This is a genomic window from Streptomyces sp. NBC_01460 (assembly GCF_036227405.1).
Taxonomy (GTDB): Bacteria; Actinomycetota; Actinomycetes; order Streptomycetales; family Streptomycetaceae; genus Streptomyces.
Map to the genome: position 1 here is coordinate 4,654,625 of NZ_CP109473.1, position 20,056 is coordinate 4,674,680.

A 20,056-nucleotide genomic window follows, 5' to 3' on the forward strand; every position below is an offset into this window, starting at 1 on the left:
GCCCGGCCGGGCATTCCGTCGAGGGAGATCGTGCGGGTCAGGCGCCCGGTGGTTCGCCGGTGTTCCGGCCGGGGGCCTGCTCGAAGTCCTCCTCGGCCCTGCGCTGGATCTCGTCGGCGTCGGCCAGGAGGCGGTCGACCCGCTCGGGGCCGCCGGGGACGGGCGGCGGGACGTCGGTGAGGGCGTCGTACAGGTAGCGGCAGGCCTCCGCCTCGGTACCGAAGCGCACGATCACCTCGTCCGTGCCCCGCTGGCGGAGCAGGACCGGCCACGCGTCCTCCTCCTGGCGCAGGACGTAGTAGGCGTCCAGCTGGACGGGGACGGCGTGGACGCCCGGGATCTCGTACAGCGCGTCCGGGACGCCCTCGCGGCGCAGACGCTCGGTGAGCTCCGCCGTGTTCATCGTCCGGGTTCCCCCCTGCATGCGTCCGGGCGGGCTCCGGTGGTGCCGGAACCCGCCCGGGAGTGTGGTGCCGTGATCAGTTCAGGGCTTCGAGCTTGTCCGCGGTGACCAGCTCCGAGACCCGCTGGCCCGTCTTGTACTGGATGCCCAGACCGGGCTGCCCGAACCAGGGGCGGATGCGGCCCGCCTCCACGGTGAACGCCTCCTCCACCCTGTACAGGTGGTAGCTGTACGGGTAGTCGTCGGTGTACCTGACGAGGTTGCTCGGCGGGATGGCGCGCTTGGCGTACGGCGTCCCGGCGGGGGCGAGGAAGTTGCCGCGCCCGCTGCCGAACAGGTCGACCAGCTGCCCGACGCGGAGCGTCAGGGTCTTCTTCACGGGATCGCCGGAGCGGTCGAGGACGAAGCCGTCGTTGTCCGGGTACCACCAACCGGACTCGCCCGTCACCGGGTTGGTCTGCCAGTAGCAGCCGAGGAACCAGTACGCCGAGGTCGGTCCCGTGCGGTCGTAACCCCGCAGCATCGTGCCGATGGCGCCGGTCCTCGGCAGGACCCGGGGGCCGAGCCGCCAGTCGTCGAGGTAGTACTGCTCCAGCGCCGGGTTGGGTGCTCCGGAGATGCCTCGCGTCCGGCCGTCGGTCGGGCACTGGGCTCCGGGGCGGGCCGCGGTGCCGGTGCCCGTGCCGGTGTCGGCGTGGGCCGCCGGCGCCGGGCCGACGAGGAGGAGGAGCGAGGCGATCGCGCTCCAGGCGATGTTCCGCAGCACCCGCATGGCATTCGGTCCCTTCTCATTGCCCGCGCCGGCCAGGACCGGCACGCGGACGTCGAGGTCGTGCGAAGGCGCCCCGCGAGAGGGCGCCGTGATGTGGTGACCGCCAGTCAAAGGGGAGTGGGGGCACGCGCGCAGGCAGGGATGCGTGCTGTCACCCGCACGGAGTCGCACGTTCTCCTGTTTGGCCCAGGGCTCGTTCGGATCACGCCGGGCTGGCGTGCCCTGCACCGCACCTCGGGGCGTTGCGTCGGCCGGCGACCAGGTGCCGTATCGCGTCGAGTGGACTGCGGGTTCGACGGGTACACGGAGGTGCCGCGACCGGCGGTGAGAACCGGCCCTGATCGCGTACGGACAGCAGAGGGAGGACCCGTGGAACTTCTCCGTCTCGCCGCTCGGAGGAAGACCGACTTCTGGCCCACGGGTGCGGTGATGCTCGTCCTCATCACCGTCATCACGGTGGGACTCGGCATCTGGCGGATCCGCGACGCCAAGAAGGGATCGGGTGGGCCGGGCACGGAGCGGAATTGAGCGTTCTGCCTGCGGCAGGGTTCCGCCACCGCTGTCGCCGCCGTCGCCGCTCCTGACGACGGTGGGCGCCGGACCCGGCGACGGATCCGGCGCCCCCAGCTCGTCCTGGCGGGTCTCCGCCCGGTCAGTGGCGTCCGGAGATGCGGTCCGCCACCTTCGCGATGCGGTCGGTGCCGAGGTGCGGTGAGGCGGCCTCGCGGCGGTCGGCGGCGCGGTAGGCGGCGTAGAGGGTGTGGACCCCCAGCCAGCGGAAGGGTTCGGGCTCCCAGCGGCGGACCCGGTGGTTGACCCACGGGAGGGCGGTCAGGTCCGTGGGACCGGCCTGGCCGGAGTCCTGCTGGATGAGGTCGCGCAGGGTGCGGGCGGCGAGGTTGGCGGTGGCGACGCCCGAGCCGACGTAGCCGCCCGCCCAGCCGAGGCCGGTGCTGCGGTCCAGGGTGACGGTGGCGCACCAGTCGCGGGGGACGCCGAGCACCCCGGACCAGGCGTGGTCGATGCGGGTGCCGGCGGTGGTGGGGAAGAAGCGGACGAGCAGGTCGCGCAGGGCCTCGACGGTCTCGGGCCGGGTGCGCCCGTCGTTGTCGGTCGCGGAGCCGTAGCGGTAGGGGACGCCCCGGCCGCCGAGGGCGATGCGGTCGTCGGCGGTGCGCTGCGCGTACATGTAGGCGTGGGCCATGTCGCCGAGCGTCTCTCGGCCGTCCCAGCCGATGGTGTCCCAGAGGGCCTTGGGCAGCGGCTCGGTGACGATCATGGAGGAGTTCATCGGGAGCCAGGTGCGGCGGTGGCCCTTGAGGCCCGCGGTGAAGCCCTCGGTGCAGCGCAGCACGTAGGGGGCGCGGACGGTGCCGTACGGGGTGACGGCGTGCTTGGGCTTGATCTCGGTGACGGGGGTCGACTCGTGGATCGTGACGCCGAGGGCTTCGACGGCGTCGGCGAGGCCCTTGACCAGCTTGGCCGGGTGCAGGCGCGCGCCGTGCGGGGTCCAGCTGGAGCCGACGGCTCCGTTGACGCGGATGCGTTCGGCGGTCTCGCGGGCGCCGCGCAGGACGCGGTCGGTCTCGCCGAAGGCGATCTCGACGGAGTGGAAGTCCTTGAGGCGGGCCAGCTGCGAGGGGGTGTGGGCGACCTCGAGGACGCCGCCGTGGTGGATGTCGGCGTCGATGTCCTCCTCGCCGGCGACGCGGATGACCTCGCCGACGGTCTCGTTCATGGCCTGCTGGAGACGGACGGCGGCGTCGTGGCCGTGCAGCTGGGCGTAGCGGGCGCGGCCCGCGATGCCGTTGTACAGCCAGCCGCCGTTGCGGCCGGAGGCGCCGTAACCGCAGAACTTGGCTTCCAGCACGGTGATGTTGAGGAAGGGGACGGCCTTCTTGAGGTAGTACGCCGTCCAGAGCCCGGTGTAGCCGCCGCCGACGATGCAGACGTCGGCGGAGCTGTCGCCGGGCAGGGGTTCGCGTGGAGAGGGGGTGCCCTCGTGCGCGTACCAGAACGAGATGCCGCCGTTGACGGTGTTCATGTGTCCCCTGCTTGTCCGTGTGCAGCCGAGTCGCTGGAGGGACGGTACCTCTAGGCTCGCGGTGTGATCGACGTACCGGATGACCTGACGGTGAATCTGAGGACCTACAGCGGTACGGCGGGAGAGGCGTTCGCCGCCGCGTTGCCGGGGCTCGCCGGGAGGTTCCTGGAGGAGTGGGGGCTGCGGCCCGACGGGGCCGCGATGTCCGGGATGTGCGCGCTGGTGCTGCCGGTGGTGCGGGAGGCGGACGGGCGCCGGGCCGCGCTGAAGCTGCAGATGGTCGACGAGGAGACGGCGGGGGAGCCCGTCGCGCTGCGGATCTGGGGCGCGGCCGGCGCCGGGACGGTGGCGCTGCTGGAGCATGACACGACGACCGGGGCGATGCTGCTGGAACGGCTCGACGAGCGGCGTCCGCTGACCGGCGTCGAGGACGCCCGGGCGGCGGTGCGGGTGCTCGCGGATTCGCTGGCCCGGCTGGCCGGAGTGCCCGCTCCGGCGGGGATGCGGAGCCTGGAGGACGCGGCCGCGCGGATGCTGGAGGCGGCGCCGGGGGCGGCGGCGGAGCTGGCGGACGAGGGCGAGCGGCGGCTGCTGCTGGACTGTGCGGCGGCGGTGCGGGAGGTGGCGGGGGAGCCGGGAGACCGGCTGCTGCACTGGGACCTGCACTACGACAACATCCTGGCCGGGCGCGCGGAGGAGGGCCGGGCGGGGGAGTGGGTGGTGCTGGACCCGAAGCCGCTGAGCGGTGATCCGGGGTTCGAGCTGTTCCCCGCACTCGACAACAGGTTCGACGCGTCCGAGGTGCTGTGGAGGTTCGACCTGCTGTCCGGGGTGCTGGGGCTGGACCGGGAGCGGGCGCGGGCCTGGACGCTGGGGCGGGTGCTGCAGAACGGGCTGTGGGGTGCGCCGGGCATGGTGAGGCTGGCGCCGGACCATGCGGAGATCGCCCGGCGGCTGCTGGGGCGCAATTGAGGAGCACGGGGTCGGCCCGCCTGTCTAGGCTGCCCTCATGATTCGCGTAGCCACCCCTGAAGACGTCCCTGCCCTCCACGCCATGGTCCGGGAGCTAGCCGATTACGAGAAGGCGCTCGACGAGGCGAACGCCACCGAGGAGCAGTTGCACGAGGCCCTGTTCGGCGAGCGGCCGGCCGCGTACGCGCACATCGCGGTGTCGGACGACGACGGCGAAGTGGTCGGCTTCGCGCTGTGGTTCCTCAACTTCTCGACGTGGCGCGGGGTGCACGGCGTGTATCTGGAGGACCTCTACGTGCGCCCGGAGCGGCGCGGCGGTGGTCACGGGAAGGCGCTGCTGGCGGAGCTGGCGCGGATCTGTGTGGAGCGCGGTTACGGGCGCCTGGAGTGGTCGGTGCTGAACTGGAACGCCCCGTCCATCGCGTTCTACGAGTCGCTGGGCGCACGCCCCCAGGACGAGTGGACGGTGTACCGGCTCACGGACGGGGCGCTGGCGGAGCTCGGCGGGGCCTGAGGCGGCGCGGCCTCACGGTACGAGGACGACCTTCCCCGTCGTGCCCCGGGTCTCCAGCGCCCGGTGCGCGGCCGCCGCTTCGGCCAGCGGGAAGAGCTGGACGGCGGGGCGCAGGCGGCCCGCGGCGGCCTCGGCCAGGGAGCGGGTCTCCAGGGCCCGCATGCCGCCGCCCTTCTCGATCATGGCGGGGCCGAGGACGTTCCGGGAGGTGATGCCGCGCTCGGCAAGCTCCTCCGCGCCGAAGGAGAGCGCCCGGCCGCCGGAGCTGCCGTAGACCAGGTGTTCGCCGCCCTTGCCCAGGAGGTCGACGGCGGCGCGGGCGGTGATCCCCCCGACCGAGTCGAAGACGACGGTGGCCGGGCGGCCGAGGGCTTCGAGGCGGGAGCGGACGCGGCGCGGCCAGTCGGGCAGGGTGTAGTCGACGGCGAGGCCGGCTCCGTTCGCCGCGACGCGGGCGACTTTCGCGGGCCCGCCCGCCAGGCCGATGACCTCGGCTCCGGCGTTCACCGCGTGCTGGACGAGGAGTGTGCCGATGCCGCCGGCCGCGGCGGTGACGACGGCGACGGATCCGGGGCCGAGGTCGGTGAAACCCAGGATGCCCAGGGTGGTGCGGCCCGTACCGATCATGGCGACGGCCTCGGCGGCGTCGAGCCCGTCGGGGATCGGGTGGAGCTTCTCGGCGTCGACGACGGCCAGTTCGGCGTAGCCGCCGGGGGCCGCGCCGAGGTGGGCGACGACCTCGCGGCCGAGCCAGCCGGGGTCGGTGCCCTCTCCGAGGGACTCGACGGTGCCCGCGACCTCACGGCCGGGGACGGTCGGCAGCCGGGCGGCGGTGGACCGGTAGGGGCCGGGTCTGCCTTCGCGCAGGTGGGTGTCGAGGAGGTGCACCCCGGCCGCGGCCACGGCGACACGGACCTGGCCGGGGGCGGGCACGGGGTCCTCGGTCCGCTCGTGGACGAGGTTCTCCGCGGGGCCGAAGGCGTGGAGGCGGATGGCGAGCATGGCGGATCTCCCGAGGGTGGTGAGGAGCCGGCCGACGGCCGGTGCCCCCACCCTCCGACCTCAGGTGCGGTTGAGGTCAAGAGCTCCCTGGGCGATGTCAGTGGTGTGCGTCACGATGGGGGCATGGCACGTACAGGCAGCAGGAGCGGCAAGGGCGCGGGCGCGAAGGACGGGGTGGCCGAGGCACGGCGTCCGGAGGTCCGGCTTCCGCCGCTGGTGGAGTACGACGGGGAGGGACTGGAGCCGGACGGGGACTACGACGGTGTGCGGTTCGAGGGCACGGACCTCGCGGACGCGTCGGGCCCCGGCGCGCGCTTCATGGACTGCGAGCTGCGGGGGTGCGCGCTGGACCGCACGGAGCTGGTGCGGGCCCGATTCATCGACTCGGTGCTGACGGGCGTGCGCGGTGTGGGCACCGATCTCGCGGGGGCGTCGCTGCGGGACGTGGAGGTCGTGGACGCGCGACTGGGCGGGGTGCAGCTGCACGGTGCGGTGCTGGAGCGGGTGCTCGTGCGGGGCGGGAAGATCGATTACCTGAATCTTCGCAAGGCGCGGCTGAAGGACGTCGTGTTCGAGGGGTGTGTGCTCTCGGAGCCGGATTTCGGGGAGGCGCAGCTGGTCCGGGTGGAGTTCCGGGACTGTGTGCTGAAGCGTGCCGACTTCAGTGCCGTGCGGATGGAGTCCGTCGATCTGCGGACGGTCGCGGAGCTCGACATCGCGCGGGGGGTGGAGCGGCTGGCGGGTGCGGTGATCAGTCCGTCGCAGCTGATGGAGCTGGCCCCGGCCTTCGCGGCGCAGATCGGGGTGCGGGTGGAGGGGTGAACGCGGTGGGCTCCATGACGTCCGTGGCCTGTGCGACCTCGGTGGACGGGCGCTGTCAGAGGCGGGGGAAGCGGGCCTGGAGGTCCCAGACGACCGGGTTGTCGGCGAGGCCTTCGTGCATGTCGGCCAGGTCGGCGATCAGGTCGTGCAGGAAGTCGCGGGCCTCGCGGCGCAGCAGGGAGTGGCTGAAGGTGAGCGGGGGCTCCTCGCCCGGCATCCAGTCGGCCTCGACGTCCACCCAGCCGAAGCGGCGCTCGAAGAGCATCCGGTCCGACGATTCGGTGAAGTCGAGCTCGGCGAACTGCCTGCGGTGCGAGCGGCTGCCCCGGGGGTCGCGGTCGATCTGCTCGACGATGTCGCAGAGTGCCCAGGCGAAGTCGAGGACGGGGACCCATCCCCAGGCTGTGGACACTTCGCGGTCGGCCTTGGTGTCGGCGAGGTAGACGTCCCCGGAGAACAGGTCGTGCCGCAGGGCGCGGACGTCCGCGCGGCGGTAGTCGGTCTGCGGGGGGTCCGGGAAGCGCCGGGAGAGGGAGTAGCCGATGTCGAGCACGGTTCGATGGTGTCATGCCCCGCGAGCGTCCCGCGCCGGGCGGCGGCGGCCGCCGGTCCGGGCCGTGGCGTAGTGCGGTCGGTCACGGCTGCCGTCAGGGGAGCAGCCGTTGTTCCTTGGCCACGGCGACCGCCCCCGCCCGGGTGTCCACGTCGAGCTTCTCGTAGATCCGGCCCAGGTGGGTCTTGACGGTGGCCTCGCTGATGAAGAGGGCGCGGGCGATGTCACGGTTGCCGAGCCCCTGTGACAGCTGGCCCAGGATGTCGCGTTCGCGTTCCGTCAGGGTGGGCCTGGGGCTGCGCATCCGGGCCATGACACGGCTGGCGACCGGCGGGGAGAGTGTGGTGCGTCCCTGGGCGGCGGCTCGGATCGCGGCGAAGAGCTCCTCGGGGCGTTCGGCCTTCAGGAGGTAGCCGGTGGCCCCCGCCTCGATGGCACGGGTGATGTCGGCGTCGGTGTCGTACGTGGTGAGGACGAGCACGTTGACGGTGCCGGTCCCGGTCCCGGCGGTGATGCGGCGAGTGGCCTCGACCCCGTCGATCCCCGGGCCCAGCTGGAGGTCCATCAGGACGACGTCGGGGCCGAGGCGGGCGGCGAGGGCGACGGCCTCCTCGCCGCTGCCCGCCTCGCCCACGACCTCGATGTCGGGCTCGCCGCCGAGGAGGGCGAGCAGTCCGGCCCGTACGACGGCGTGGTCGTCGCAGAGCAGGATCCGTACGGGCGGGGTCATGCGCGTTCCTCCGGGGCGGCTGGGGCGGCTGGGGCGGCTGGGGCGGCGGTGTGGGGCAGGGGGACGGCGGCGGAGAGGACCGTGCCTTCGCCCGGCGCGGATTCGACGGTCAGGGTGCCGCCGAGCTGCTGGAGCCGGGCACGCATCGCCGGCAGTCCGTGGCCGCGTACGCCCTCGGGCGGGCGGGGTGCGGGCCGGTCGGGGCCGAAGCCCCGGCCGTTGTCGGCGATGTCGAGGACGACCCGGTCGTCGAGGTGGGTCAGGGTCAGGGCGGCGACGGTCGCCCCGGCGTGCTCGGTGACGTTCGCGAGGGCGCCCTGCGCGATCCGCAGCAGCGCCGACTGCACCCGGTCGGGAAGAGGCGCGGCGGGGGCGCCCTCCACATGGCAGCGGACGGTGAGGCCGCCGCGCGCCTGGGCGGTCTCCCGGGCGGCGAGTGCGTCCAGCGCCGCCTCCAGCCCGCCGCCCTCGGCCAGGTCGGCGGGGGCCAGGTCGTGCACGAAGCGGCGGGCCTCGGCGAGGTTCCGCTCCGCGATGCCGGTCGCGGTCAGGACGTGGCGGCGGGCGGTGGCCGGGTCGGTGTCCCAGGAGCGGTCGGCCGCCTGGAGCAGCATCTGCTGGCTGGAGAGGCCTTGGGCCAGGGTGTCGTGGATCTCCATGGACAGCCGCTGGCGTTCGGCGAGGGTGCCTTCCCGGCGTTCGGTGGCGGCCAGTTCCCGCCGGGTGCGCAGCAGGTCGTCGATCAGCTCGCGCCGGCGTCCGGCGAGGTCCCGTTGGCGTACGGCCTGACGCTGCATGTGGACGAACACGGCGGTGGCGACGGCGGCGACCGCGGGCGGGGCCAGGACGAGATTCGGGTCGAAGCCGGAGGCGAGCCGAAGCTGTGCGGCGACGACGAACAGGGTGAGCAGCGCGACGAGAGCCAGGGCGGCGCGCGGCGGCAGGATCCGCAGGCCCGTGTAGAAGAGCGGGACGGCGCACCACGCGAAGCTCGGCGCGAGGACGACCAGGACCATCCAGACCACCACGAGGACGCCGAGCCAGGTGAGCCGGCGTGGTGTCGGCCGGGAGCCGAGCACCGGACCGAGGAGGTAGAGGACGGCGAGCACGGCCGACAGCGCGATGATCCAGGGGGTGCGGGTCTCGCCGGGGTGGCGCATCAGGAAGCGCGCGAGCGAGGCACCGAGCAGCAGGAAGAACGCGGCGTGCATGAGGAGGGCCAGCCACCGGGCGTCCGGATCGCCGGCCACCGCGACCGGCCCTTCCGTGTCAGCCGCGCCCGCCGGTGACGGCCGTTCCGGGCCGTCCGCCGGTGACGGCCGCTCCGCGTCCGGGCCGGTTCCGTTCCGCCGCACCTCGTACCCCGCGCTCCCTCGACCGTTGACGCCGCCGACCCCCGTTTGACCTCGCGGCCCTGTCGGCCCGTGCTGCCGCACCACCGGGCCATTGCTGACCTGCGGGGACACCCCCATGGTCACCCCTCGGGGCCACCTCCGCATCAACCGATCGGCTGACGGTGCCGTCGGCCGACACGGCGGCGGCTTCCATCCGGTACGCCGACGGTACGGGCCCGGATCCGGCCGGAGGATCGATAGCGGAAGCCACCCGGTCCGAGGCCGGGCCGCACTCACCCGAGGAGCCCACCATGAAGAAGATGTCGCTGCGCACCCGTGTCCTGACCGGTGCCGTCGCTGCCGCGGCCCTGGGCGCCGGAACGTTCGGCGCGGTGTCCGCGAACGCGACCGCCCCGGCCGCCGTGCCCGCCGCGGCCGTGAAGGCCGACGCCGCCGACCGGAACCTCCAGCAGTCCACCCACCTGACCGTCGCCGCCGCCACCAAGGCCGCGCAGGCCGCTCTGGACGCCGCGAAGAAGGAGAACCAGCGCGTCTCGGTGGCCGTCGTCGACCGCAACGGCAACACCGTGGTCACCCTGCGCGGTGACGGTGCGGGCCCGCAGTCCCCCGAGTCCGCCGTGAAGAAGGCGTACACCGCCGTCTCCTGGAACGCGCCCACCTCCGAGCTGGTCAAGCGTCTGGAGCAGGCTCCGAACCTGAAGGACATCCCCGGCACCCTGTTCCTGGCCGGCGGTTCGCCCGTGCAGGTCAAGGGCGCGCCGGTGGCGGGCATCGGTGTCGCGGGGGCCCCGAGCGGCGACCTCGACGAGAAGTTCGCCGCGGCGGGTGTCGCGGCCGTCACCAAGTAGCGGCACGGGCGCGGGGCGCGGGCGCCACCGCCGTCGGGAACGGCGGAGGGCGCCCGGCCGCCGGAGCGTCCTTAGGATCGACGGCGTGGATCACCCGACAGCGGCGGCCGTACGCCGCACCGCTCACGCCGCCGTCCTGCTGCCGGCCCTGCTCGCCCTGCTCGCGGGCTGCGCGGCAGGCCTCGGCGGGAGCATGGGCACCCCGGGTGCGGCCGGGGTGCGCGACCCGTACTTCCCCCGGCTGGGCAACGGCGGCTACGACGTCACGCACTACGGCCTGACCCTCGATGTCGATGCCACGGCCGAGCGGCTGAGCGCGACGGCCGTGATCACCGCCCGGGCGACCCAGGACCTCAGCGCGTTCCACCTGGACCTCGCCGGACTGGAGGTCCGGTCGGTGACCGTGGAGGGCCGGCCGGCCGCGGTGAGCCGGGCGGGTTCGGAGCTGACGCTGCGTCCGGACCGCGCGGTCGCGGACCACCTCCGTACGGGCGGCACCTTCCGCACCGTCGTGCGCTACGCCGGCTCACCCCGGACCGTGACCGACGCGGACGGTTCCGAGGAGGGCTGGCTGCGGACCGCGGACGGGGCGGTGGCGCTGGGGGAGCCGGCAGGTTCCCTGACCTGGTTCCCCGGGAACCACCACCCGGGCGACAAGGCCGCCTACGACATCAGGGTCACCGTGCCCGAGGGGCGGAGCGCCGTCTCCAACGGTGAGCTGGTGTCCCGTCGTACGGACGGGGGGCGCACCACGTTCCACTGGCGCACCCGCGAACCCATGGCGAGCTACCTCGCGACCGTCGCGGTCGGCCGCTACAACGTCCGGACAACGGCCACGGAGGACGGCCTGCCGGTGATCACCGCCGTCGACCCGGCGGTGGACCGGGCGAGCGCCGGGGTGCCGGACCGGATCGCCGAGGTCGTGGCGTGGGGCGAGGAGCGGTTCGGCCCGTACCCCTTCTCCTCGGCCGGGGCGGTCGTGGGCCGGCGGGGTGACGCCGGATACGCGTTGGAGACCCAGAACCGGCCGTTCTTCCCCGGCCCTCCGGACACCGGGCTGCTCGTCCACGAGCTGGCCCACCAGTGGTTCGGCGACTCGGTCACGCCCGAGAGCTGGCGGGACATGTGGCTCAACGAGGGCTTCGCGACGTACGCGGAGTGGCTCTGGAGCGAGGACCACGACGGCGTCCCCGTGGCGGAGAGCTTCCGGAAGGCGTACGCCGACGAGGCCAACTGGGCCTTTCCCGCGTCCCGTCCGCCGGGCCCGGCCGATCTCTCCCGGCCGCCGGTGTACGGCCGGGGCGCGATGGTCGTCCACCGCGTCCGGCAGGAGGTGGACGACGACGAGGCCTTCTTCGGCATCGTCCGGGGGTGGCTGTCGGCGCACCGGCACGGCAACGCCTCGACGGCGGACTTCACCGCCTACGTCGAGGAGGAGTCCGGCCTGGACCTCACGGAGCTGTGGGACACCTGGCTCGACGGCGGGAGCCGGCCGCCCGTGGGCTGACCGGCTCCCTGTGACACGACGCAACACGACGCGACATGAGTGCTGTGACGTGAGGTGCCCTGCGGTTACTTGACGTTGACCCCGGTCCAGGCGGCGTCGACGGCGGCGAGTTCGGCGCTGCCGGCCCCGAACAGGTCGGTCGCCGCCTTCTCGGTCGCGACGCGCGCGCCCGCGTAGTCGGTGGTCGACGTCATGTAGACGGAGAGCGCCTTGTACCAGATCTGGTAGGCCTTCTGGCGGCCGATGCCGGTGACCGTGGAGCCGTCGGCGGTCGGGGAGTCGTAGTCGACCCCGTCGATCGTCCTGGCGCCGCTGCCCTCGGCCAGCAGGTAGAAGAAGTGGTTGGCGACTCCGGAGGAGTAGTGCACGTCGAGGTCGCCGACGTTGGCGTCCCAGTAGTCCGCCGAGCCGCCGTCCTTGCTCGGCTTGTCCATGTAGCGCAGCGGGGTGCCGTCGCCGTTGATGTCGATCTTCTCGCCGATGAGGTAGTCACCGGGGTCGGCCGTGCTGCCGGCGAAGAACTCGACCGAGGAGCCGAAGATGTCGCTGGTCGCCTCGTTGAGGCCGCCGGACTCGCCCGCGTAGTCGAGGTTGGCGGTGGCAGCGGTCAGGCCGTGGCTCATCTCGTGGCCGGCGACGTCGATCGCGGTGAGCGCGCTCTTGTCGTCGGCCCCGTCGCCGTAGGTCATGCAGAAGCAGCTGTCGTCCCAGAAGGCGTTGACGTAGCCGGTGCCGAAGTGGACGCGGGAGTACGCGGCCTTGCCGTCGCCGGCTATGCCGTCGCGGCCCAGCTCGGACTTGTAGAAGTCCCAGGTCTTCGCGGCGCCGTAGTGGGCGTCGACGGCGGCGGTCTGGCGGTCGGCGCCGGTGCCGTCGCCCCAGGTGTCGTCGGCGTCGGTGACGAGGGTGCCGGTGCCGGTCTGGCCCTGATTCAGGTCGTAGGTCTTGTGGCCGCCCCGGTCGCCGTCGGTCAGCTCGAAGCCCGAACCGCCCTTGGTGGTCGACAGCGTGACCTCTCCGCTGTACTGGCTGTTCCCGGTGCCCGTCTCCACGGCCTCGAAGCTGTGCAGCCGCTTGCCGGTCGTGGCGTCCGTGATCGTGTGCAGCTTGCTGGGCGTGCCGTCCTTCCGGACCCCGGCCTTCACGGTCTCGAAGGCGAGGGCGGGCTTCCCACTGCCCGCCCAGACGACCGTGCGCGCGCTCGCGGCGGCCTTCAGCTTCGGCTGGGTGGAGGGCACGGAGATGCGGGCCGTGGTCGCCTTGTCCACACCCTTGGACGTGCCGTCGGCGGCGGTGTGGGTGACGAGGTCACCACCGAGGACGGGCAGCCCGGCGTAGGTGCGCTCGTAGCGGGTGTGCACGGTGCCGTGGGCGTCCTTGATCACGTCACGGGCGATCAGTTTCTCCTGGCTGCCGAGTCCCAGGGACTCGGCGGCGGCCGGGGCGTCGGCCTGCGCGGTCTGCAGGGCGGTGGCGCGGGCGGCCGAGGTGTTCACGCCGAGGGCCGAGGCTCCGGCCGTGGAGCGGGAGGACGAAGAGGTGTCGTCGGCGGTGTGGGGACCTGCCGCGGCCGTACCGGTCTGGACACCTACGACGACCATCGCGGCGACTGCGGCCAGGGCGGCCGCGCGACGGGTGTTCATGTGGGGGGTCATGCCTTCTCCGTTGCTCGTTCCTGTGGGGGGTACGAGCGGAGAGCGTGCCATCGAATGAACGATTTTGACGGGACGCCGACAATTGCCTCACAAGTTTTTGACCAGTTCTTGCCGGTCCGGCGGTCGCGGGCCCGACTCCTGACGGAGGGTTACGCGTGCCGCTGTCCGCGCGTAGCCAGCAGCTGGTGCATGACCTCGGAGCCCAGAGCCGGGTTCGCCGCGGCCGCGTGGGCCAGCTCCTCGTCGTCGAGGAGCTCCGACAGCCGGAGCGGCGGAAGATTCGGGTGGCGTGCCAGCGCGGCTCGCACGGCCGGGTCCGGGTCCCTTGTGAGCCGCTCCACGGTCGCCGGTGCGGTGTGGGGGTCGCGGGCGGCCAGGGCGCGGACCTCGGGGTCGGCGTGGTCGGCGAAGGCGGACAGCCCGGCGGTGGGGAAGTTCGGCCGGGTGGTGAGGTGCGCCCGCCCGGGGCCCTCGTACTCCAGGAAGCTGCGCAGCAGCAGGGGCCCCGGGGCGTCCGGATGGTGCTGTGCCAGCAGGACGCGTACGCCGAGATCGTCGTCGGCGGCCAGGCGTTCCATGAGGTCGGGCGGCAGGAACTGGTCCTGGGCCGCCCGCTGGCGCAGAAAGGGGTGGCCGGAGGTCGCGTCCCGGCGGACGTCCTGGGGGTCCCGGGGCACGGAGGGCCGCCCTGGCAGCACGTCGAAGTAGTCGTTCACCGGGATCGCGTAGTCGATCGCGGCCCGCTCCTCCTCGGTCAGCTCGGGGTGCACGGACAGGGTCAGCCGGACTTCAGGGTCGGGGTCCACGGCGAGCGCGCGGCGTTCGGCGGGGCCGAGGTCCGCACGGCCGGCGATCTTCGCGCGCACCTCCGGGTCCGGATCGGTGGCCAGGAGGACCACCACGTCGGCCGGCAGGCTGGGGTTGCCGGCGATCGCCGCCCGCTCTCCCTCGGAGACCGGAGCGGTGAGGACGCCGTCCACGACGGTTCTGCTGAGGGCCTGGTTCATCAGCAGGTCCCAGCGCGCGTGGCACGGCCGGTCGGGCAGTGCGCGCTCCACCCACGCCGGGTCCTCGAGACGTGCGTGTCTCTCCGCACGGTCCCTGACCTCGTCGTCGGGGTCCGCCAGCAGCGCGGCCCGTGTTCCGGCGGTCAGCAGACCCCACTCGCCGACCCCCAGGGCGCGGACCTCCGCGACCGGATGCGTGGGCATGGCCCGGCGCAAGCCGGGGGAGATCTGCTGGTAGAGGCTGTGGTCGAGGGTGTCGTTGTCGTACGTGCTGAGCATCCGTACGACGGTCTCGTCGGGCAGCGGCCGGTGCGGGCCGCCGTGAGGCAGCCGCGGAGGCTGGACGAGGTGCGCGCGGACGAACCATTCCGGATCGTCCACCAGCCGCGCCCGTTGCGCGGGATCGGCGTGTGGGTTGCGGGCGAAGAACGAGCGGGTCCGGGTGTCGGGGTGCTGGAGCACGGCCTCGACGACGGCGTCGGGGAGGATGCGGTCCCGGCACAGCACCATCCGCACCGCCTCCGGACCGTCGGCGAGCAGCCGCAGCAGGACGTCGTCCGGCGAGGACGGATTCAGAGCGACGCCGGCGAGGCGACGCGCAGGCAGATCGGCGTCCGCCCAGATGTCTTCAGGCGTAGGCATGTGTCACACCCCCCGTGTGTCGACCGGCCCCGTCGGGCCTGCCGGGCCGTGATCTTACCGGCCACGCCCCTCCGCGGACCTGGCCCGACCGGTGAGGACCGCGCGGACGGAACGGACGCACGGGAGCCCCCGTCCGACCGGAGTCGGGCGGGGGCTCCCGGGGGGAAAGCCTGACGTCAGAGGTTGACGCCGAAGTCCTGGGCGATGCCGCGCAGGCCCGAGGCGTAGCCCTGGCCGACCGCGCGGAACTTCCACTCGGCGCCGTTGCGGTAGAGCTCGCCGAAGACCATGGCGGTCTCGGTGGCGGCGTCCTCGCTCAGGTCGTAGCGGGCGATCTCGGTGCCGCCGGCCTGGTTGATGATGCGGATGAAGGCGTTCCGCACCTGGCCGAAGTTCTGGCTGCGCGTCTCGGCGTCGTAGATGGAGACCGGGAAGACGATCTTGTCGATGTCCGCCGGGAGGCCCGCGAGGTTGACGTTGATCTGCTCGTCGTCGCCCTCGCCCTGGCCGGTGACGTTGTCACCGGTGTGGACGATGGTCTGGTCCGGCGTCGCCTTGTTGTTGAAGAAGACGAAGTGGCCGTCGGAGTAGACCTTGCCGGCGTTGTTGACCGCGATCGCCGAGGCGTCGAGGTCGAAGTCGGTGCCGGTGGTGGTGCGGACGTCCCAGCCGAGGCCGACCGTGACGGCGGTCAGGCCCGGGGCCTCCTTGGTGAGCGAGACGTTGCCGCCCTTGGACAGGCTTACAGCCATGGGAAGTCCCTTTCCTCGTCATGTGCGGGCTTCGTGCCATCACGAAAGCTACCGTCACCCGTCCTAACGCAGACAAGAGACCACGAGGTTCCTGCTCGCTTTACTTTCTTTGCCGAACTTCTGGGCGAACGCTCGCAAAACAAGGTGACGAACCGGTCGTACGCCAGGGAACATGGGTGTCATGTCCGGGCCCTATGTCATCCGCGGTTCGGTCTCCCTGCCGGAGGCCGAGCTCATGTGGCGTTTCTCGCGGTCCTCCGGGCCGGGCGGGCAGCACGTCAACACGAGCGACTCCCAGGTGGAGCTCCGCTTCGACCTCGCGGCGACCGAGTCCCTGCCCGAGGTGTGGAAGGCCAGGGCCCTGGAGCGGCTGGCGAGCCGGCTGGTCGGCGGTGTGGTGTCCGTGCGCGCGTCGGAGCACCGCTCCCAGTGGCGCAACCGCGAGACGGCCGCCGTGCGGCTCGCCGCACTGCTGGCGGAGGCCACGGCGCCGCCTCCCAAGCCGCGCCTGAAGAAGAAGATCCCGCGCGGCATCAACGAGCGGCGCCTGCGGGAGAAGAAGCAGCGCGGCGACACGAAGCGCGGGCGCTCGGGACGCGACTGGTAGCGGAGCGCCCGACCTGCGTCAGCCGCCCGACCTGCGTCAGCCGCCCGACCTGCGTCAGCCGCCCGACCTGCGTCAGCCGCCCGACCTGCGTCAGCCGCCCGACCTGCGTCGGCCGCTCCACCTGCGTCGGCCGTTCAACCCCTGTCAGTCGCTCCACCCCGCCGGCCGCCCCACCCGAGGTCGGCGCGGGGATCCGTGGGTCAGCCCAACTGCCGGTAGCGCCCCTTGTAGTACGTCAGCGGCTCGCCGTCCGCGCTGGGCAGGGTCGCCGTCAGGACCCGGCCGATCACCAGCGTGTGGTCCCCGGCCAGGACGCGCTGCTCGGTCCGGCACTCCAGGGTGGTCAGCGCGCCGCCCACCAGGGGTGCGCCGGTGATCTCGCCCCGCAGGTAGGGGATGTCCTCGAACAGCAGCCGGTCGCTGATCCGGCCCTTCATGGCGAACCGCCCGGCGATGGTGCGCTGACTCTCCGTCAGCACCGAGACCGCCCACAGCGGCTGCTCGGCCAGCAGGTCGTCCATCCGGGAGTCGTTGCGCAGGCTCACCATGACCAGCGGGGGGTCCAGCGAGACGGACATGAAGGCGGTCGCCGTCATCCCGACGTCCTCGCCCCGCCCGTGCTCGTCGAGCGGGGGCTCCTGGGCGGTGATCAGCACCACGCCCGCGGCCAGGCGGGACAGGGCGGCGCGGAATTCGTCGTTGCTCACCCCTTCAGCATGGGGGACGGCTTCGGGGCGCGGGGCGGGGGGAGTCTTCTGCAGCACACCGGGCACGCTAGTGCCGCGAGGCGCGCCGTCGCATCGGGCCAGGGGACCAGCCGGGTCCTAGGACCCGGGAACCAGGCGTCCCGGTTTGCGTTCGGTGAACAACACCAGCCCCTGGAGGCCTTTCGAGCGGCCTTTACCATCTGTTGTGACTTGAGTCACAGAGAGCAATATTTGTTGACCCTGTGTACCGGGTGCACAGCTCACTGTGATTCAGTGGCCGTGACAGTGCAACAAGTACGTCGATATGAAACCTGGAGTTGCTGTCGAGGTCTCAGGGAGTGCGAGCAATGGAGGCCGAGTCGGAGCCGTACGTCCGTCTTGCGACCATGCGGCAGCTGCACCAGGCCGTCGCTGATCTCAACACGGCACGGAGCCTGGCGGACACGCTGCAGTCCGTGGCCGACGGCATCGTCACCGGCCTCGGCTACGAGCTGGGCTGCGTGAACGTCGTCCGCCCCGACGGTGACCTCGTGGTCGCCGCGTTCGCCGGCAACAGCGCCGCGGAATCCCTGATCACCGGCCGTGTCGGCTCCCGTGGGTCCTGGGAGCGCAGGCTCTCGATGGGCGAGGCGTGGGACGAGCTCCGGTTCATACCCCACACCGAGGGCTGGGTGCTCCTCGACGACGACGTCCCCCAGTGGCACACCGAGGGCCCGGAGCCCCGCTTCGAGGACGAATGGCACCCCCTGGACCGCCTCTATGCCCCCATGTACGCCTCCGGTGGAGGTCTGGACCTCCTGGGGGTCATATCGGTCGACAGGCCGCGCAACGGCCGCCGCCCCGGCGCCTGGGGCCGTGAGGCCCTCCAGATGTACGCCTCCCAGGCGGCCATTGCGATCAGTAACGCTCGCCTCCGAGCAAACATGCAGCGTGCACTGGTGAGGCTGGAGCGCGAACAGCAGGCGCTGCGGGCCAGTGAGGAATCCTTCCGCCAGGCCTTCGAGTACGCCCCCAGCGGCATGGCCATCGCCGAGATGGGCGGCGACCAGCACGGCAGGCTGCTGCGCACCAACGACGCGCTCTGCCGGCTCCTGGGGCGCCCCGCCTCCGTCCTGCGCCGCTACTCGTTCGCCGACCTCGTCCACCCCGAGGACATCGGCACCCTGCTCCGCACCTCCGCCGAGGGGGGACGCGCGGAGCTGCGGCTCGGGCGCCGGGACGGCACGTACCTCTGGGTCTCGCTGCGCAACTCCGTCGTCGCCGACACCACCGACGGCCCGCGCTTCCTGCTCACCCACGTCGAGGACATCGAGGAGCGCAAGCGCAACGAGCTGAACCTCGCGCACCGTGCCTCGCACGACGCGCTCACCGGCCTGCCCAACAGTGCCGAGCTGCGTTCCCGGCTCGGCGCGCGGCTGTGTGAGAGGCCTCACTCCGTCACCTCCTCCGCGATCGAGGCGCTGGACGCGGCGTACGGGGACGTCGAGAGCGCGGTGCACGGCTACCGGGCGGACGGCTACGAGGGCGAGGTCGCGCCGGGCGTCGGCCCCTACGACCACCATGTGCACGTCGTGGCTCCCGACCCGGACCGCGACGACGGGACGAAGGGGCTCGCGGTGCTCTTCTGCGACCTCGACGGCTTCAAGTCCATCAATGACCGCTTCGGGCACCACGCGGGTGACGCGGTTCTCATCGAGGTCGCCAGGCGGCTCACGACCTGCGTACGGGACGGTGACACGGTCGCGCGGCTCGGGGGTGACGAATTCGTCGTCCTCGCGGACGGCCTCGGGGCGGCAGATGCCGCGGATCTGGCCGTACGCTTGCGTAACGCCATCATTCCGCCCATCCGGGTGGACGGCCGGGCAGTCAGGGTCGGGGCGAGTTTCGGTATCGGCTGGGCCGAGTGCGGCATGACCGAGGAAGAGGTCCTGCACTCCGCCGACCAGCGGATGTACGTGGAGAAGCGGTCCCGGTCGAAGGTTCACCGCAGAGCCGGCTGACGTTCACGCCCTGGCTGTTCCCGTGCACCGCCCGGTTTTCCGGGGGACCGAGGGCAATTCGACGCGTGCTCCGTTCGGGGTAGGCTCGGCCGGTCGGCGACGGCTGGCGACATGGTGAGGAGTGACCCAGGGATGACGGCCGGAAACAACGGCGCGAGCAAGCCCGAGGACGACGATCCGTTCGGCTATCTGTACGAGGACGGGCGGGCGGCAGGCGCACAGCCGCCCGGGCAGAGTGGTTACGGCTACCCCGGTCCGGCCGCGCAGCCCGGTGTGCCCAGGACGTCGTACAACCAGGTGCGGACGGTCGGCGAGCGCCAGTACGGGCAGGTCCCGCAGCAGGCCTACGGGCAGCAGGCCCCGCCGCAGTACGGCCAGCAGCCCCAGCAGTACGGCCGGCCGAACCCGCAGTACGCGGCCCCGGAGACCTACCCCGGCGGCGCGGTGACCGCGCAGCACGGGTCGGTGCCGGGCGGCGGCGGCCGGAACGGCGGTCCCGGCCGTGGCGGACCCAACACGAAGGCGCTGCTGATCGCGGCGGTCGCCGTGGTCGCGGTCGTACTCATCGGCATCGGCGCCGCCCTGATGACGGGTGACGACAGCGACGGCAAGAAGGACGAGGCCGGTTCGTCGGCGGGTCCGGCCGACGAGGTCCAGGAGTCCCCGAAGCCGGAGAAGTCCACGAAGCCGTCGAAGAAGCCCGTCGACCTGCCCGAGCAGGACGCGGCGACGCTGACGCTCGGCGGTACGGCCTCGCTGGACAACACGGTCAAGGGCGCCAAGAGCGCCAACGGCCAGTACATCAGCCTCAACGAGGTCGGCCGGTCGGCGACCTGGACGGTCGACGTGCCCCGCAGCGGCGCGTACACGCTGTTCGTGACGTACGGCGTGCCGGGCAGGGACGCCAAGACGTCCCTGACCGTCAACGCCGAGGCGCCCCGGTCCATCAACATGACGAACTTTGCGCACGCCGCGGAGGGTGATCTGGAGAAGGGCTGGACCAGGACGTTCGCGTACGTCCAGCTCGAGAAGGGGTCGAACACGCTGATGCTCTCGTGCAACGAGGGCGACTCGTGCGACGCCAACCTCGACCAGCTGTCGCTGAAGTCGGGTCACGTCAAGGACTAGCCCGCAGGAATCCAGCTCCACCGTCGTCCCGGTCAT

The 20,056-nt window shown here is 72.5% G+C and carries 20 protein-coding genes; 9 read left to right on the forward strand and 11 right to left on the reverse strand.

Annotated elements, in window-relative coordinates; all coding sequences use genetic code 11:
* Positions 1 to 37: 37 nt before the first annotated feature.
* Both OG488_RS20870 and OG488_RS20875 read right to left on the reverse strand, forming a co-directional pair.
* Positions 38 to 403 (reverse strand): hypothetical protein, encoded by a 366-nt coding sequence (locus OG488_RS20870; protein ID WP_329231328.1) that lies wholly within the window; start codon positions 401 to 403, stop codon positions 38 to 40.
* Positions 404 to 479: 76 nt separating this feature from the next.
* Positions 480 to 1,175 (reverse strand): TNT domain-containing protein, encoded by a 696-nt coding sequence (locus tag OG488_RS20875; protein WP_329231330.1) that lies wholly within the window; start codon positions 1,173 to 1,175, stop codon positions 480 to 482.
* Between the two features lie 369 nt (positions 1,176 to 1,544).
* Here OG488_RS20875 and OG488_RS20880 point away from each other — a divergent pair, with 369 nt between their 5' ends.
* The gene (locus tag OG488_RS20880; RefSeq protein ID WP_329231332.1) at positions 1,545 to 1,703 is read left to right on the forward strand and encodes a hypothetical protein; all 159 of its coding nucleotides are present in this window, start codon (positions 1,545 to 1,547) and stop codon (positions 1,701 to 1,703) included.
* Positions 1,704 to 1,827: 124 nt separating this feature from the next.
* Here OG488_RS20880 and OG488_RS20885 read toward each other — a convergent pair whose 3' ends face one another.
* Complete coding sequence (locus OG488_RS20885) at positions 1,828 to 3,219, reverse strand: NAD(P)/FAD-dependent oxidoreductase (protein ID WP_329231333.1); 1,392 nt, start codon at positions 3,217 to 3,219, stop codon at positions 1,828 to 1,830.
* Between the two features lie 63 nt (positions 3,220 to 3,282).
* Between OG488_RS20885 and OG488_RS20890 the strand changes: the two genes are divergently transcribed.
* Positions 3,283 to 4,191 carry an aminoglycoside phosphotransferase family protein gene (locus OG488_RS20890; protein WP_329231334.1) on the forward strand — a complete coding sequence of 303 codons (909 nt, stop codon included), beginning with the start codon at positions 3,283 to 3,285 and terminating at the stop codon, positions 4,189 to 4,191.
* Between the two features lie 37 nt (positions 4,192 to 4,228).
* Positions 4,229 to 4,705, forward strand: a complete 477-nt coding sequence (locus OG488_RS20895; RefSeq protein WP_329231336.1) for a GNAT family N-acetyltransferase — start codon at positions 4,229 to 4,231, stop codon at positions 4,703 to 4,705.
* A gap of 12 nt (positions 4,706 to 4,717) precedes the next feature.
* Here the strand turns inward: OG488_RS20895 and OG488_RS20900 are convergent, their stop codons facing one another.
* Positions 4,718 to 5,707, reverse strand: coding sequence for a zinc-binding dehydrogenase (locus OG488_RS20900; RefSeq protein WP_329231337.1), 990 nt, complete (start codon positions 5,705 to 5,707; stop codon positions 4,718 to 4,720).
* A gap of 123 nt (positions 5,708 to 5,830) precedes the next feature.
* Between OG488_RS20900 and OG488_RS20905 the strand changes: the two genes are divergently transcribed.
* Positions 5,831 to 6,529 (forward strand): pentapeptide repeat-containing protein, encoded by a 699-nt coding sequence (locus tag OG488_RS20905; protein ID WP_329231339.1) that lies wholly within the window; start codon positions 5,831 to 5,833, stop codon positions 6,527 to 6,529.
* 55 nt (positions 6,530 to 6,584) lie between these two features.
* Here the strand turns inward: OG488_RS20905 and OG488_RS20910 are convergent, their stop codons facing one another.
* The 3 genes from OG488_RS20910 to OG488_RS20920 form a co-directional block, all read right to left on the reverse strand.
* Positions 6,585 to 7,082: a hypothetical protein gene (locus tag OG488_RS20910; RefSeq protein WP_329231340.1), complete on the reverse strand. Its 498-nt coding sequence runs from the start codon at positions 7,080 to 7,082 to the stop codon at positions 6,585 to 6,587.
* 94 nt (positions 7,083 to 7,176) lie between these two features.
* Positions 7,177 to 7,812: a response regulator transcription factor gene (locus OG488_RS20915; RefSeq protein ID WP_329231342.1), complete on the reverse strand. Its 636-nt coding sequence runs from the start codon at positions 7,810 to 7,812 to the stop codon at positions 7,177 to 7,179.
* Entirely contained in the window at positions 7,809 to 9,062 is a 1,254-nt protein-coding gene (locus OG488_RS20920; protein ID WP_329231344.1) for a sensor histidine kinase, read from the reverse strand. Before OG488_RS20920 ends, OG488_RS20915 begins: the two co-directional genes overlap by 4 nt.
* Positions 9,063 to 9,457: 395 nt before the next feature.
* Here OG488_RS20920 and OG488_RS20925 point away from each other — a divergent pair, with 395 nt between their 5' ends.
* The gene (locus tag OG488_RS20925; protein ID WP_329231346.1) at positions 9,458 to 10,015 is read left to right on the forward strand and encodes a GlcG/HbpS family heme-binding protein; all 558 of its coding nucleotides are present in this window, start codon (positions 9,458 to 9,460) and stop codon (positions 10,013 to 10,015) included.
* 85 nt (positions 10,016 to 10,100) lie between these two features.
* Positions 10,101 to 11,522 (forward strand): M1 family metallopeptidase, encoded by a 1,422-nt coding sequence (locus OG488_RS20930; RefSeq protein ID WP_329231348.1) that lies wholly within the window; start codon positions 10,101 to 10,103, stop codon positions 11,520 to 11,522.
* A 65-nt stretch (positions 11,523 to 11,587) separates the two neighbouring features.
* Here OG488_RS20930 and OG488_RS20935 read toward each other — a convergent pair whose 3' ends face one another.
* The 3 genes from OG488_RS20935 to OG488_RS20945 form a co-directional block, all read right to left on the reverse strand.
* Positions 11,588 to 13,177, reverse strand: coding sequence for a M4 family metallopeptidase (locus tag OG488_RS20935; protein ID WP_329231349.1), 1,590 nt, complete (start codon positions 13,175 to 13,177; stop codon positions 11,588 to 11,590).
* Between the two features lie 149 nt (positions 13,178 to 13,326).
* Positions 13,327 to 14,826, reverse strand: coding sequence for a hypothetical protein (locus OG488_RS20940; protein ID WP_329231350.1), 1,500 nt, complete (start codon positions 14,824 to 14,826; stop codon positions 13,327 to 13,329).
* 176 nt (positions 14,827 to 15,002) lie between these two features.
* Positions 15,003 to 15,578 carry a TerD family protein gene (locus tag OG488_RS20945; RefSeq protein ID WP_329231352.1) on the reverse strand — a complete coding sequence of 192 codons (576 nt, stop codon included), beginning with the start codon at positions 15,576 to 15,578 and terminating at the stop codon, positions 15,003 to 15,005.
* Between the two features lie 172 nt (positions 15,579 to 15,750).
* On the opposite strand from OG488_RS20945, the gene arfB reads away from it, so the two are divergent.
* A complete protein-coding gene (gene arfB / locus OG488_RS20950; protein ID WP_205018118.1) occupies positions 15,751 to 16,185 on the forward strand; it encodes an alternative ribosome rescue aminoacyl-tRNA hydrolase ArfB in 435 nt (144 codons plus the stop codon).
* A 200-nt stretch (positions 16,186 to 16,385) separates the two neighbouring features.
* Here arfB and OG488_RS20955 read toward each other — a convergent pair whose 3' ends face one another.
* Positions 16,386 to 16,892 (reverse strand): flavin reductase family protein, encoded by a 507-nt coding sequence (locus OG488_RS20955; RefSeq protein ID WP_329231353.1) that lies wholly within the window; start codon positions 16,890 to 16,892, stop codon positions 16,386 to 16,388.
* Between the two features lie 347 nt (positions 16,893 to 17,239).
* Here OG488_RS20955 and cdgB point away from each other — a divergent pair, with 347 nt between their 5' ends.
* Both cdgB and OG488_RS20965 read left to right on the forward strand, forming a co-directional pair.
* Positions 17,240 to 18,892 (forward strand): diguanylate cyclase CdgB, encoded by a 1,653-nt coding sequence (gene cdgB, locus OG488_RS20960; protein ID WP_329231355.1) that lies wholly within the window; start codon positions 17,240 to 17,242, stop codon positions 18,890 to 18,892.
* 132 nt (positions 18,893 to 19,024) lie between these two features.
* Complete coding sequence (locus OG488_RS20965; protein ID WP_329231357.1) at positions 19,025 to 20,020, forward strand: carbohydrate-binding protein; 996 nt, start codon at positions 19,025 to 19,027, stop codon at positions 20,018 to 20,020.
* Positions 20,021 to 20,056 lie beyond the last annotated feature (36 nt).

Coding starts and splice junctions, on each gene's coding strand:
- OG488_RS20870 (WP_329231328.1), bottom strand. CDS start 403: ATGAACACGGCGGAGCTCACCGAGCGTCTGCGCCGCGAGGGCGTCCCG.
- OG488_RS20875 (WP_329231330.1), bottom strand. CDS start 1,175: ATGCGGGTGCTGCGGAACATCGCCTGGAGCGCGATCGCCTCGCTCCTC.
- OG488_RS20885 (WP_329231333.1), bottom strand. CDS start 3,219: ATGAACACCGTCAACGGCGGCATCTCGTTCTGGTACGCGCACGAGGGC.
- OG488_RS20895 (WP_329231336.1), top strand. CDS start 4,229: ATGATTCGCGTAGCCACCCCTGAAGACGTCCCTGCCCTCCACGCCATG.
- OG488_RS20900 (WP_329231337.1), bottom strand. CDS start 5,707: ATGCTCGCCATCCGCCTCCACGCCTTCGGCCCCGCGGAGAACCTCGTC.
- OG488_RS20905 (WP_329231339.1), top strand. CDS start 5,831: ATGGCACGTACAGGCAGCAGGAGCGGCAAGGGCGCGGGCGCGAAGGAC.
- OG488_RS20915 (WP_329231342.1), bottom strand. CDS start 7,812: ATGACCCCGCCCGTACGGATCCTGCTCTGCGACGACCACGCCGTCGTA.
- OG488_RS20925 (WP_329231346.1), top strand. CDS start 9,458: ATGAAGAAGATGTCGCTGCGCACCCGTGTCCTGACCGGTGCCGTCGCT.
- OG488_RS20935 (WP_329231349.1), bottom strand. CDS start 13,177: ATGACCCCCCACATGAACACCCGTCGCGCGGCCGCCCTGGCCGCAGTC.
- OG488_RS20940 (WP_329231350.1), bottom strand. CDS start 14,826: ATGCCTACGCCTGAAGACATCTGGGCGGACGCCGATCTGCCTGCGCGT.
- OG488_RS20945 (WP_329231352.1), bottom strand. CDS start 15,578: ATGGCTGTAAGCCTGTCCAAGGGCGGCAACGTCTCGCTCACCAAGGAG.
- arfB (WP_205018118.1), top strand. CDS start 15,751: ATGGGTGTCATGTCCGGGCCCTATGTCATCCGCGGTTCGGTCTCCCTG.
- cdgB (WP_329231355.1), top strand. CDS start 17,240: ATGGAGGCCGAGTCGGAGCCGTACGTCCGTCTTGCGACCATGCGGCAG.
- OG488_RS20965 (WP_329231357.1), top strand. CDS start 19,025: ATGACGGCCGGAAACAACGGCGCGAGCAAGCCCGAGGACGACGATCCG.